Below are 12,928 nucleotides of genomic sequence, written 5' to 3' on the forward strand. Positions count from 1 at the left end.
GCCATACTCCGTGACGACGTAGAAAATGTCATTGCGGGGGGTTGCAATGGGGGTGCCTGCCTGCATCCGCGCCACAATGCGGGAGACAGCCCCCTTTTTGGCGGTGGCGGGCAGGGCGATGACGGGCTTTCCGTTTTTGGACAGGGCCGCGCCGCGAATAAAGTCCAACTGCCCGCCGATGCCAGAGAACAGCGTCATGCCCATGGAGTCCGCCGCCACCTGCCCGGTGAGGTCCACCTCGATGGCGGAGTTGATGGCCACCATATTGTCGTTTTGTGAAATGACGCCCACGTGGTTGGTATAGTCCACAGGATGAAGCTGAATCATGTCGTTGCCGTCGGCAAAGTCATACAGCTTCCGGGTTCCCTGAATGAAGGTGGAGATAATTTTGCCTTTGTTAATGCTCTTGCGGGCGCCGTTGATCACGCCGGCCTCAATCAGGGGGAGAAGGTTGTCGGAGAAGACCTCCGTGTGGATGCCAAGGTCCTTCTTGTCAAACAGGCACTTGAGAATCGCGTTGGGAATCTTGCCCTGCCCCATCTGGAGGGTGGAGCCGTCCTCAATCAGTCCCGCGATGTTGGCGCCGATTTTGTCCACAACGGGGTCGCTGCTGTCAATCAGGGGAAGTTCATAGAGGGGGGTATCCGCTTCCACGAAGTAGTCCAGCTCCGTCACGTGCACCTTTGTCTCCCCGCAGGTGCGGGGCATGTTGCGGTTGACCTGCACAATTTTCAGCTTGGCGGACTCCACGCAGGAGCGGGCAAAGTCCACGGACAGGCCGAAGCTGCAATAGCCCTCGTCGTCGGGGGGCGTCACCTGCCCCAGATACACGTCGCAGGGCACCACGCCGGAGCGCACCGCCCGGGGCTGGAGGGAAAACGCCATGGGGGTGAACTCTCCCCGGCCGCTCTGGACGCACTCGCGGTTTTTTGCACCCAGAAACACCGAGCAGACCTTGAAACTTTCAGCGTACTCAGGCTGGGCATATCTGGCGGCGCCGATGTTCAGCCCCTGCCAGATACGCACGTCCTTCAGCTCCCCGCTGCGCCTGAGCAGCACGTCGAACAGGTATTCCGGCTCGGAAGCCGCGTGGGAAGGAATCACAAAATCTCCCGACTTAATGTGGGAAACGGCTTCCTCCGCACTGACGACCCTTTGCTTGTAATAGTCTCTCCAATCCATGCTTGCTTGTTCCTCTCGTTTTATATTTGACGGCCAGCCGCAGGCAATTCCCGCGGGGCATTCATCACGCTGTTTCCACGGGATTCGCTTTGCAGTTAAACTCTCCGGCCAGAAGCGCCGCCCCAATGGCGCCCACCGCCTGACAGTCGGGCGCGGGCGTAACATCGCAGCCCAGCTCCTCCCCCAGGATCCGCACCATGGTGGCATTCAAAGCCACCCCGCCGCTCATGGCCACTTCCGGTTCCATGCCCACGCGGCCGCACAGTCCTGCAACCCGCTTCGCAACAGCCCGCAGCGCGCCGCAGGCCACGTCGTTGGGGTGGGCGCCCTGCGAAAGCTGGGAGATGACCTCGCTTTCTGCAAACACCGTGCACACACTGCTGATGGCAACATCCTCTGTGGCCTGCGCGGCCAGCACCGCCAGCTCCCCGATGGAACAGCCCAGCACTCGGGCCATCACCTCCAAAAAACGCCCGGTCCCGGCGGCGCATTTTTCGTTCATCACGAAGTTGCGGACGGTTCCGTCCCCGTCCAGCCGGATGACCTTGGAGTCCTGTCCGCCGATGTCTACTACTGTGCGCACCTGAGGCATAAGAAAGTGCATTCCCCGGGCGTGGCAGGTAATTTCGGTAATTTGCCGGTCCGCGTCCTTATAAAGCAGCCGTCCATAGCCGGTGACCACCGTGTAGCGCACGTCGGCTCTGGTAATTCCCGCCTCGGTATAGAGATTTTCCAAGGCTTCGTAAACCCCCTTGGTCCCTGTGCCGAGATTGACGATTTTCGTGCCGAGAATTCTCCGCTCATCGTCCAGCAGTGCCGCCTTGGAGGAGGAGGAACCAATATCAATTCCTAAGTACATCCTAATGCCTCTCCTTACAGCAGCATTTCCGCAAGACTTTGAATCCGGGTGCCGATCTGGCCGAAGCTGTCCATCTGCTGCTCCACCTCCAGATACAGCAGGGGGATTCCCGCCGCCTCCAGCTCCGCCTTGTAAATGGGATAGTCAAACTCGTCCGGGTCGCAGAACTTCATTTGCAGGGTAATCACCGCGTCCGCCTTGTTTTCCTTTACCAGGTCAATCAGCTTCTGTCCCCGTGTCTTCTCCGGCTCGTACAGGAAGGGGCAGCCCTTCTGGTCCGCGATGCGCCAGACCATTTTGGAAAGAGCGTCGCCCTCTGCCCGGGCGGGCACGCGGAACTGACGGCTCTCCTGCGCCAAATCGTCGGCCACAATGGCCACGCCGTTTTCCCGCAGGCTGTCCAGAACACCCAAAGGCTCCCCAACAAGGCCCGTGGCCACCGCCCGCACCGCGCAGGTTTCCTCCGGCAGCTCCGCCAAAAGGTGGGTCAGTTCGGTAATTTCCCGTGTGTGCTGGGCCTTATCCATGAAGTATCCGGCCTTGATGATCAGATGCCGGGCCTTGGCGTGAACGGTTTGGGGATGGGTGGAGGCAACCTTTGTAAAGGCGCGCATGGCCTCCCGCCATGTTTCATACACCGCGAAAGCCGCTTCCAGCTCCGCGTCGGAAACGCTTTGGCCCGCCAAATCCTCCATCTCCCGGCGCACTCGGGAAAATTCATCCCGCAGATATTTCTCTCCGGAGGGCAGCGTCCGGTTCTGGGGATAGACCACCGGAATGATAGGTACCTGCGGGACGGCCACCTTCCAGTTTTCACAGATGCATTTCAGGGTGTCGCACACGGTGGGCAGCATCACGGCCCGGAGCCGATTATACGTACCCCGCATCCCATATTCAATGTCCGCCCGCATAATCGAGCAGCAAAAGCCCTGCAAATACCGGTCTGCCAGCTTGATTTCAGTGCTTCCGCCCCAGATGCCCACAGGGAGAAACCCGGCGGCATAGACCAGCTCTTCCGGCGCGTACAGGTAGAAGCCCACGGCTTCCTTCCCGGCCTGCTTGCAGGCTTCCGCCACGGTGCGGTCCGGGTGCAGGGCTTTTTCACACAGAGCGTCGATGATTGACTGCGCGCTGCTCATTTCAAGTCACCTCTCTGCTTCTTAATCTTGTTTTTCTCCATCATTTCAACCAATGCCTGAATCCGCGTCTCATACTGGGCCTGAGAGAACACGCGGGGGTCGGTCTGGTCCCCGTCAAACACCACGGAAGGCACGCCGGTGGCGTCCTCAATCCGGCGCTGCACCTCGTACTGGCGGAAATCCATCAGCTTGCAGCTTCGGTTGGAATGGTATACAATGCCGTCCAGATCAAAGTCCCGCACCAGCTTAATGACGTTTCCGGTGCCGTAGTCCAGATTGCGGTTGGCGTAGTTGGCGCTGTAAGCCCGGGCCATGCCGTCCAGATCATTTTTCTCGTACACGATGGTCCAGGATTCGGGATAGGTGCTGGTCACCATGTTGATTCCGTACTTTTTCAGGGTTTTATAGGTGACGGAGAGGTGGGGCCAGCAGGCGATTCCGTCCCACATGATGCGGTACTTTTCTTCCCCTTCCTTCCACGGGCCGATGCCCAGCCGTACCTTTTCGGCCATCTCGTCGTGCCAGAGCTTAAACAAATCCCGGGTGGATTCCTTGCCCCGGGCGCACACGATCATGGCCATATAGTTGAACATGTCAAAGCCGTTGAGGGGCGAGGGATGATTTCGGCCCAAATCCGTTGCCCGCCGCCACCAGAGGGCCGCGTCGGACGACACCTTCATGACCTCGCCGAATTTGTCATAATCAAATTTCTTCCCGGTGATTTCCACAAGCTGCGCGATGGCGTGCTCAATCTGTCCGCGCATATAGCGGATGCTGTGCTCCGGAATATCAAAGGTGTGGTTAAAGGGCATATCAAACATTACCAGCGGAATGTGCAGCAGCTTGGCCAGATTTTCATACCATTTTACCGCGGTGTTGCAGATATTGCTGCAGCAGAAAATCAAGTCGGGCATGGGAATGTTTTCCGCCTCGGAAAACTGAATATCGGTATAGCCGATGTTCACTCGGGCATAGGAGCAGATGTCTGCGGAATAGCCCTTCCCCTCCGCGTTGGCAATAAACTGCGACGCATCCTTCCGCGCCCCGATGGCGGCGGCGTGGTTTTCGGGATACACAACGTCGATATCCAACGTCTCAAGCAGCTCCTGCGGACAGATCGACGTGGCCCACGCAACCAGCTTTCCTTCCTTCTTGGCCTGCATAGCCCCCGCGTAATGTTCCTCCTGCAGCTTCGCCAATAGCTGCTTTGACGTTAACGCGCTTTCCATGTTGACACTTCCTTATACAAAGATTTGCGGTTGGACTTCGCAAAAACAACCGCGTTTGCTTCCCGCACAAAAACAAGCAAACGGCGCGCCAAAAACTTCACCCGGTTTTCACGAAGTTTTTTTCGTTTTGTTGTGCAGTGTGCCAGATAATGTTGCACTTTTTTAACTTCAGATGTAAAACAGCATCACCCGATGCGCCGCCACCTCAAAATCACCCCTTCCATGCGCCGTTTTTCCATTGCTTATCCTTCAGAAGTTCTTTTCCGCCGCGTAAGGCCGCTTTTCTGGTTGATTCGTTTTAATTAAGGATAAAATTACGAACTTTTCTAAAATATTTCGACAATTGCTCGACGAAAGCCGAATCTGCCATTTAACTGGCATGAGATTTGCTGAAAAAATAGTAGTAATTGCACTTTTTATCCGACGACAATTCTGAAAAGGGGTACCTGTTGATGAAAGCGAATTTGTACGAGGGCAACCATTCCTTTGCCCTGCATGATTACGAGCCCGCTCTCCCCAAGGCCCATGAGGTACAGGTGGACGTGGCCTACTGCGGCATCTGCGGCTCGGACCTGCATGTTTACCATGGCGACTATGACTACCGATTCAAGTCCCTTCCCCGGGCCATCGGCCACGAGTGCGCCGGAATTGTGTCCGGGGTGGGCGAGGACGTTACCGACTGGAAGGTGGGCGACCGGGTGGCGGTCTGCCCGCTGGACTACTGCGAGGACTGCGTTGTATGCAAAGAGGGGGACAACAACTGCTGTGCTAACCTCAACTTTATGGGTCTGGACTCCTGGGGCGCCATGTGCAACCGCTGGACGGTCCACGAGCGCACGCTTCACCGCCTGCCCGAGGGCATCAGCCTGCTCCATGGCGCGCTTGTGGAGCCGCTGGCCGTGTGCTTCCACGCGCTGGAGCGCTCCCAGTCCAAGGGCGGGGATTATGCCGTGGTCATCGGCAGCGGCCCCATCGGACTGATGACGGCGCTGGTGGCCCGGTATCTGGGCCTTCAGGTGGTGATTTCCGAGGTAAATCCCGTCCGCATTGAAAAAGCCCGGCAGCTTGGGTTCACGGTGGTGAACCCCAAGGAAACAGACCTGCGCCAGTACGTCTTTGAAGCCACGGACGGCGTGGGCGCCGACGCGGTGTTTGAGGTTTCTGGCACGCAGGCGGGACTTGACACCATGGTTGAGCTGATTCACCCCCACTCCCGTATCGTGCTGGTGGCGGCTTATCCCAAGCCCATGCAGCTTCAGCTTCAGCGGCTGTTCATGAAGGAGGTCAACCTGATCATCACCCGCAACTACAACCACAAGGATTTTGACGCCGCCATTGAAATGATGGAGGCCGCCCCCATTAACTTTGACGATCTGATCACCAAGGTCCTCCCTTTGGATCAGGTGCAGCAGGGCATGGAGCTGTGCGGCTCCCCCACCGGCGACGTGGTGAAGGTCATGGTGGACTGTCGGAGTCATCTGTAAGCACAGGAATGGGACCACCCTTGCTTCCAGTTGTTACATTTTTTAAAAATGCCCCTAAAAGCCGCAATTGCGGCTTTTAAGGGTTTTTTCTTTTAGCCGGACGGAGATTCGTAAGAAACGGGAATAGAAGTGAAAACGTTTGAATTTCGGCATTTTTGGCGAAAAATGATGAACAGAAATATGAAAATAATCTTTACAACCGGGAATCCTTATGATATAGTAAAAAAGCACGCAAACATGCGGCGCCCCAGCGCTTCGTTTCGTGGCTTTCACCGGCCCGATGCGCAGTTTTGTGGGTAATTTTCAAAAAAGGTGGAAACAATTATGATGCGCAAGGAAGAAAAAACCGCGGTTATCGACGCGAACCGCACCCATGCCACGGACACTGGCTCTCCCGAGGTTCAGGTCGCCATTCTGACGGAGCGGATTAACACCCTCACTCAGCACATGAAGGCGAACCCTCAGGACAAGCACTCCAATCGCGGCCTCATTATGATGGTCGGCAAGCGCCGCAGCCTGCTGGACTACCTCATGAAGAAGGACATCGAGCGTTACCGCGCCCTGATTGCAAAGCTCGGCATTCGTAAGTAAGATGAAGCGTGGGCGGTGTAGTTTGTCTGCACCGCCCCCTTTTCATAGATTTTGCGCCGCCGAAAGCGCCTTTAGCAGTTGAAAATGCGCCCCCGAAAGAACCCCTGCGAGGTCGTGTTTTCAAGTGCTAAATGGCCGGTATGACGCAAAAAATTTAATTTTCCAAAAGGAGAATACAACATGTCAACGATTATCACCAAGCGTCAATACCCCGGCTACCGCAAGTACGAGATGGACTTGGCGGGCCGTCCCCTCACGATGGAGGTCGGCAAGCTGGCGGAACTGGCCAACGCCGCCGTCATGGTGGGCTACGGAGACACCCGCGTGCTGTGCTGCGTCACCGCCGCCGCCCGTCCCCGGGACGGAATTGACTTCTTCCCCCTGAGCGTGGACTTTGAGGAGAAGCTGTACTCCGTGGGCCGCATTCCTGGCTCCTTTAACCGGCGTGAGGGCCGCCCCGGCGAAAAGGGCGTTCTGACCTCCCGTGTCATTGACCGCCCTATCCGCCCCCTGTTCCCCCACGATTTCCGCAACGACGTGTCCGTGATGTGCACAGTCATGAGCGTGGACCGGGACTGCTCTCCCGAAATTGCCGCCCTCATCGGCACCTCCGCCGCCCTTGCCATCTCCGACATTCCGTGGAATGGCCCCGTGTCCGCGCTGAAGGTGGGCCTTGTGGACGGGAAACTGGTGTTCAACCCTAACGCCGAGGATCACAAGGTTTCCGATCTGGACGTGACCGTGGTTTCCACGGGCAAAAAGGTGGTCATGATCGAGGCCGGCGCCAACGAAGTGAGCAATGACACCATGTACGAGGCCATTCGCATGGCCCACGAGGAGAATCAGAAGCAGATTGCCCTGATCAACCAGATGGTGAGCGAAATCGGCAAGGCCAAGTTCGAGTATCCCCACGCCGACTTCAATCAGGAGCTGTTTGACAAAATCGTGGCCGCCACCATGGACGACGCCAAGGCCGCCATGGACACCGACGACAAAAACATCCGGGAGAGCCGCTGGAACCAGCTCATTGAGAAGTGGCACGGTTTGTTCCTTGAGGAATACCCCAATATGGACCAGTATCTGGACGAGATCACCTATAAGTTCCAGAAGAAGATCGTCAAGGCCTGGCTGCTGGAAGGCCACCGGGTCGATGGCCGCAAGAGCAACGAAATTCGCGCGCTGGACGCCGAAGTGGGCATTCTTCCCCGGGTTCACGGCTCCGGCCTGTTCACCCGCGGCCAGACGCAGGTGCTTTCCGCTTGCACGCTGGACACTCTCTCCGCCAACCAGAAGCTGGACACCATTTGGGAGGAGACGGAGAAGCGCTATATGCACCATTACAACTTCCCCGGCTACTCCGTGGGCGAGTCCAAGCCCGCCCGCAGCCCCGGCCGCCGGGAAATCGGCCACGGCGCGCTTGCCGAGCGGGCGCTGGTACCCGTGCTCCCCTCTGTGGAGGAATTCCCCTATGCCATCCGCGTGGTGAGCGAGGTGGTTTCCTCCAACGGTTCCACCTCTCAGGGCTCCATCTGCGGCTCCACTCTGGCGCTGATGGATGCGGGCGTGCCCATCAAGGCCCCCGTGGCAGGCATTTCCTGCGGCCTGATTCAGGACGACAACGGCGGCTTCACCACCTTTATCGACATTCAGGGCGTGGAGGATTTCCACGGCGAAATGGACTTTAAGGTGGCAGGCACCAAGAAGGGCATCACCGCCATTCAGATGGACCTGAAAAACGACGGCCTGACCATGGAGATTATTAAAAACGCGCTGGAAATCACCGGGGACGCACGCATTGAGATTCTGGACCAGGTGATGCTGCCCTGCATCTCCGCTCCTCGGGCCGAGGTTTCCCGTTACGCCCCCAAGATGATCACCATGCACATCGACCCGGACCGCATCCGTGAGGTCATCGGCAAGGGCGGCTCCGTGATTCAGAAAATCGTGGCCGACACCGGCGCGAAAATCGACATCAACGACGACGGCTCCATTTTCATTGCCGCCGCGGATGCCACCTCCGGCGAAGCCGCCAGAAAATGCATCAATGACATCGTGTTTGTTCCCGAGGTCGGCAAGCTGTATTACGGCCGCGTGGTGCGCCTGATGACCTTCGGCGCATTTATCGAGATTGCCCCCGGCAAGGACGGCCTGTGCCACATTTCCAAGCTGGCGGACCGCCGCATCGAGAAGGTGGAGGACGCCTGCAAGGTGGGCGACATGATGTGGGTCAAGTTCATGGAAATTGACGAGAAGGGCCGCTGGAACCTCTCCCACAGAGACGCCATGAAGGAAATCGAGGAGAAGAAGGCCAAGGGCGAGCCCATTCAGTAATTTTCTTTCCTTTTTGAAATACGGGGCGGAGCAGTCGCTCCGCCCCGTCGCTTTTGTGCGTTGCACGGAAAGGAGCCGCCATGGATACCATTGCCGCCATCGCCACGGGGAAAGCCCCCGTGGCAATCGGCGTGATTCGGATTTCCGGCCCGGAGACGGACGCGGTGGTGGGCCGGGTGTTTCACCCGGACTGCCAGAAGGATTTTTCAGTGCTGGAGCCCCGCAAGCTTTTCATGGGCCGGATGCTGGACGCGGAAGGCCGCGTGCTGGACAGCGGCATGGCCGTCCGTTTCCCCGGCCCCGCCAGCTATACCGGCGAGGACAGCGCGGAACTTCACTGTCACGGTTCCCCCGTGGCGATGGGAGAGCTTTTATTGGCTCTGTTTGCCGCCGGTGCGCGGCAGGCCCGGCCCGGAGAATTTACCCAGCGGGCCTTTTTAAACGGCAAGTTGGACTTGACGCAGGCAGAGGCCGTCATTGACCTTATTGAAGCAGAAAGCCCTGCCGCCGCCCGAAACGCCGCCATGCAGGTAAACGGGGCGCTGGGCCGCAGCCTGTCCGCCGTTTATGAAAACCTGACAGCCATTGCCTCTCAATTCTACGCCGTGGTGGACTATCCCGACGAGGACATTGAGGATTTGGACGCAGAGAGACTGACCGCCACTCTCCGGGAATCAGAGGAACTTCTGGCCCGTTTGCTTGCCACATGGAACCGGGGCCGCCTTTTGAAATCCGGCGTGCGCACTGCCATTATTGGGCGGCCCAACGCGGGAAAATCCTCTCTGCTGAACGCGCTGGCGGGCTTTGACCGGTGCCTTGTCACTGACGTGCCTGGAACCACGCGGGACACGGTGGAGGAGTCTGTCCTCTGCGGCGGCGCACTGCTGCGGCTGATCGACACTGCCGGTATCCGGGAGACGGAGGACTTGGTGGAACGGCTGGGGGTGGAGCGGTCTAAGTCTGCCGTGGAGGGAGCCGATCTGGTCCTCGCCGTGCTGGACGGAACTGCGGAATTTACGAAGGAGGACGGTGCGATTTTGGAGCTGGCAAGCCGCTGCCCCCACTGGCTTTTGATCCTTACCAAACAGGATTTGCAAAACAGCGGCGCAGAGATTTTAACCCTTCCCGTGGAGTTGTCAATTTCGCCGGAGAGAATCATCTCCCTCAGCTCCGTCACCGGACAGGGGCTGGACACGCTGGAATCCGCCGTTGCCGCGCTCTTCCCCGCCGGGACGGAGGACGCCGGATCGCTTTTGACCGATCCCCGGCAGGCGGACGCCGTAGGCCGGGCCCGGTCCGCTCTTTGCCGGGGGCTGGACGCGCTGCGCGCCGGGCTGACCCCGGACGTGGTTCTGGCAGACACAGAGGAAGCCATGGGCGCAATCGGGGAGCTGACGGGCCGCACCGCCAAAGAGGACATCGTATCTGCCATCTTCTCCCGGTTCTGCGTCGGCAAGTAGTTGGGAGGTTTTTAAAGCTTTGGCAGGACACACAGCCGGGGAGGCTCGCCTGCTTTGCCAGCCCTATCTGATATTGGTTTCCGCAAAATACGATTTACAAAACCAGATAATTGTGGTATTCTCTCTGTAAATGAAGCCCATTTTGAGAGGGGGACGCATAATGGAGGATCAGACGCACTTACAGGCGCGTTTGCGGGAGCAGCGCCCAGTGGATTGGGACCAGCTTCCCGACTTTTCCCTGTACATGGATCAGGTACTCAGCTATATGGACCGGCAGGTTCTGCGCTTTGACGGGGACGACGGACTGACCGCCGCCATGGTGAACAACTACACCAAGGCCGGGCTGCTCCCCCGCGCCGATGGGAAGAAATACAGCCGGGAGCATCTGGCATATCTTACGGTGATCTGCGTGCTCAAGCAGGTCTTTTCCGCCAAGGACATGAACCTTTTGCTGGATCAGGAGCTGAAGGACTCCGGCAGCGTGGAGGCAGGCTACCGCACTTTCTGCCGCAGCCTGGACTCCTCCATGGCGCTTACCGCCGGCCAGATGGACCAGCACCAAGACCCGGAAAAGCTGGCGGACTCGGCCATTCACTTTGCTCTTTTAAGCTATGCCGCCGGGGCGGCCAGCCGCCGGTATGTGACGCTGCTGCGCCACCGCCGGGGCGAGATGGAGGAAAAGCCGGTCCGCGAGAAGCGGAGTCGGCAGAAGAAAGAGGAGGATGCGGAATGATGCGCGATTTTGTAATTTTGACCGACAGTAGCTGCGACCTGTCCGCCGACATGGCGGCAGAGCTGGAGCTGGAGGTTCTTCCCCTGAGCTTTCATATCGGGGAGCAGGAATATCACAATTATCTGGACGGGCGCGAGCTTGGCTTTTTGGAGTTTTTTGAAAAGATACGCGCAGGAGAGACAGGCACCACCTCCGCCATCAACGTGGGCGCTTTCGAGGCAAAAATGCGGGAGATTCTCTCTCAGGGAAAGGACATTTTGTGCCTGAGCTTTTCCTCGGGCCTGTCCACCACCCATCAGTCCGCCGCCATTGCGGCGGATGACCTGCGGCCGGAGTTTCCAGAGGCCAAAATTTACGTGGTGGACTCTTTGTGCGCCTCAATGGGGCAGGGACTGTTTGTATGGCTTTGCGCCGGGCAGAAGAAGGCCGGAAAAAGCATCGACGAGGTGCTGGCCTATGCGGAGGAAGAAAAATATCATGTGTGCCACTGGTTCACGGTGGACGATTTGAACCACCTGAAGCGAGGCGGCCGCATCAGCGCCACCACCGCCTTATTTGGCACGATGCTGTCCATCAAGCCCGTGATGCACATGGACAACGAGGGACATCTTATCCCTGTCAGCAAGGCCCGGGGCCGCAGGGCTTCTTTGATGACACTGGTGGACGAAATGGAGCGCCTTTCCGTAAATCCCGCCCAGCAGACTATCTTTATCAGCCACGGAGACTGCTATGACGACGCGAAGCTGGTGGCCGACGAGATTACCCGCCGCTTCGGCACACCCAGTGAAAATATACATATCAATTACGTAGGCCCTGTCATCGGCAGCCACACGGGCTGCGGCGTGGTGGCGCTGTTTTTCCTTGGCACGGAGCGCTGAGAAACCGGGGCCCGACAGGACCCCCGCACAGGCCAATTAAAATACGGTCCGTCGAGGCGGATGAAACGGGAGGCGCAGCCTGATGAACTGGCTGGAGGTCCATATAGATACAAACCACGAGGGGTTGGAGGCAACGGAGGCATTTCTCTCGGGCCTTGGCATCGACGGCGTGGTAGTTGACGATGAAACAGAGTTTCACACATTTTTGGAGGAAAACCGGCAGAGCTGGGATTACGTGGACGAAGACCTCTTGAAAAAGGAGTCCGGCGTGTCTCGCATTACCTTTTACTTAGAGGAGAACGAGGCGGGCTTTGCCCAACTGGGAGAGGTTCGCATTGCTTTGGAAGAATTCAGGCGCACCCATTCCGGCTGCGGGACGCTTTTGATGACGATGGAATCCCTGAAGGAAGAGGACTGGGCCTACGGCTGGCAAAAGTATTATAAGCCCCTGAACATCGGAAGCCGCCTGCTGGTGATTCCCCAGTGGGAACAGGACACTGTGAATCCCGGGGACCGGGTGCCTCTTATTCTGGACCCCGGCCTTGCCTTCGGCACCGGGAGCCACGCCACCACCCGACTGTGCCTTGAGGCATTGGAGCAGGCGGTGAAACCCGGCGATACCGTGCTGGATTTGGGCTGCGGCAGCGGCATTCTCTCCATCGCGGCACTGAAGCTGGGGGCCGCCTCCGCCACAGCGGTGGACATTGACGCAAACTGCATCAACGTTGCCTATGAAAATGCGGCGCTCAACGGCGTGGGCCGGGACCGGTATACCGTCCTCTCCGGCGACGTGTTGGGTGATGAGGGCCTCGTTTCCTCCCTTGGCGGAAATTACGACATTGTGACGGCCAACATCGTGGCGGACGTGATTTTGGGCCTTGCGCCCATGGCGCGGCAATTTTTAAAGCCACGGGGCCTGTTCCTGTGCTCCGGAATCATTGACGACCGGGCTGTGGAGGTGGCGGACGGACTGCGCCGCTGCGGCTGGGCGATTCTGGAATCCCACGAAGACGGCGGCTGGTTCGCCTTTGTCTGCCGCTGA

The 12,928-nt window shown here is 58.3% G+C and carries 11 protein-coding genes; 7 read left to right on the plus strand and 4 right to left on the minus strand.

The annotated features are described in order from the left end of the window. The 4 genes from B2W96_RS07170 to B2W96_RS07185 all read right to left on the minus strand — a co-directional run. A partial coding sequence (locus B2W96_RS07170; RefSeq protein ID WP_293009602.1) for an acetyl-CoA hydrolase/transferase family protein occupies nt 1-1,182 on the minus strand: 1,182 nt, incomplete at its 3' end. 64 nt (nt 1,183-1,246) lie between these two features. Beyond that, the gene (locus B2W96_RS07175) at nt 1,247-2,041 is read right to left on the minus strand and encodes an acyl-CoA dehydratase activase (RefSeq protein WP_293009603.1); all 795 of its coding nucleotides are present in this window, start codon (nt 2,039-2,041) and stop codon (nt 1,247-1,249) included. A gap of 14 nt (nt 2,042-2,055) precedes the next feature. Further along, entirely contained in the window at nt 2,056-3,180 is a 1,125-nt protein-coding gene (locus B2W96_RS07180) for a 2-hydroxyacyl-CoA dehydratase subunit D (RefSeq protein WP_293009604.1), read from the minus strand. Then, complete coding sequence (locus tag B2W96_RS07185) at nt 3,177-4,409, minus strand: 2-hydroxyacyl-CoA dehydratase subunit D (protein WP_293009605.1); 1,233 nt, start codon at nt 4,407-4,409, stop codon at nt 3,177-3,179. Before B2W96_RS07185 ends, B2W96_RS07180 begins: the two co-directional genes overlap by 4 nt. A 452-nt stretch (nt 4,410-4,861) precedes the next feature. On the opposite strand from B2W96_RS07185, the gene B2W96_RS07190 reads away from it, so the two are divergent. The 7 genes from B2W96_RS07190 to prmA all read left to right on the plus strand — a co-directional run bounded on the left by B2W96_RS07190 (nt 4,862) and on the right by prmA (nt 12,928). After that, nucleotides 4,862-5,893: a zinc-dependent alcohol dehydrogenase gene (locus B2W96_RS07190; protein ID WP_293009606.1), complete on the plus strand. Its 1,032-nt coding sequence runs from the start codon at nt 4,862-4,864 to the stop codon at nt 5,891-5,893. Nucleotides 5,894-6,217: 324 nt separating this feature from the next. Next, nucleotides 6,218-6,484 carry a 30S ribosomal protein S15 gene (gene rpsO, locus B2W96_RS07195; RefSeq protein WP_293009607.1) on the plus strand — a complete coding sequence of 89 codons (267 nt, stop codon included), beginning with the start codon at nt 6,218-6,220 and terminating at the stop codon, nt 6,482-6,484. A gap of 180 nt (nt 6,485-6,664) precedes the next feature. Then, nucleotides 6,665-8,815, plus strand: a complete 2,151-nt coding sequence (locus B2W96_RS07200) for a polyribonucleotide nucleotidyltransferase (protein WP_293009608.1) — start codon at nt 6,665-6,667, stop codon at nt 8,813-8,815. A gap of 80 nt (nt 8,816-8,895) precedes the next feature. Further along, nucleotides 8,896-10,275, plus strand: coding sequence for a tRNA uridine-5-carboxymethylaminomethyl(34) synthesis GTPase MnmE (gene mnmE, locus B2W96_RS07205; protein ID WP_293009609.1), 1,380 nt, complete (start codon nt 8,896-8,898; stop codon nt 10,273-10,275). Between the two features lie 160 nt (nt 10,276-10,435). Next, complete coding sequence (locus tag B2W96_RS07210) at nt 10,436-11,008, plus strand: DUF1836 domain-containing protein (protein ID WP_293009610.1); 573 nt, start codon at nt 10,436-10,438, stop codon at nt 11,006-11,008. Then, a complete protein-coding gene (locus B2W96_RS07215; RefSeq protein ID WP_293009657.1) occupies nt 11,008-11,886 on the plus strand; it encodes a DegV family protein in 879 nt (292 codons plus the stop codon). Before B2W96_RS07210 ends, B2W96_RS07215 begins: the two co-directional genes overlap by 1 nt. Before the next feature lie 82 nt (nt 11,887-11,968). Then, nucleotides 11,969-12,928, plus strand: a complete 960-nt coding sequence (gene prmA / locus B2W96_RS07220; RefSeq protein WP_293009611.1) for a 50S ribosomal protein L11 methyltransferase — start codon at nt 11,969-11,971, stop codon at nt 12,926-12,928.

The organism is Oscillibacter sp. UBA6647 (genome assembly GCA_002455655.1).
GTDB lineage: Bacteria > Bacillota > Clostridia > Oscillospirales > Oscillospiraceae > Oscillibacter.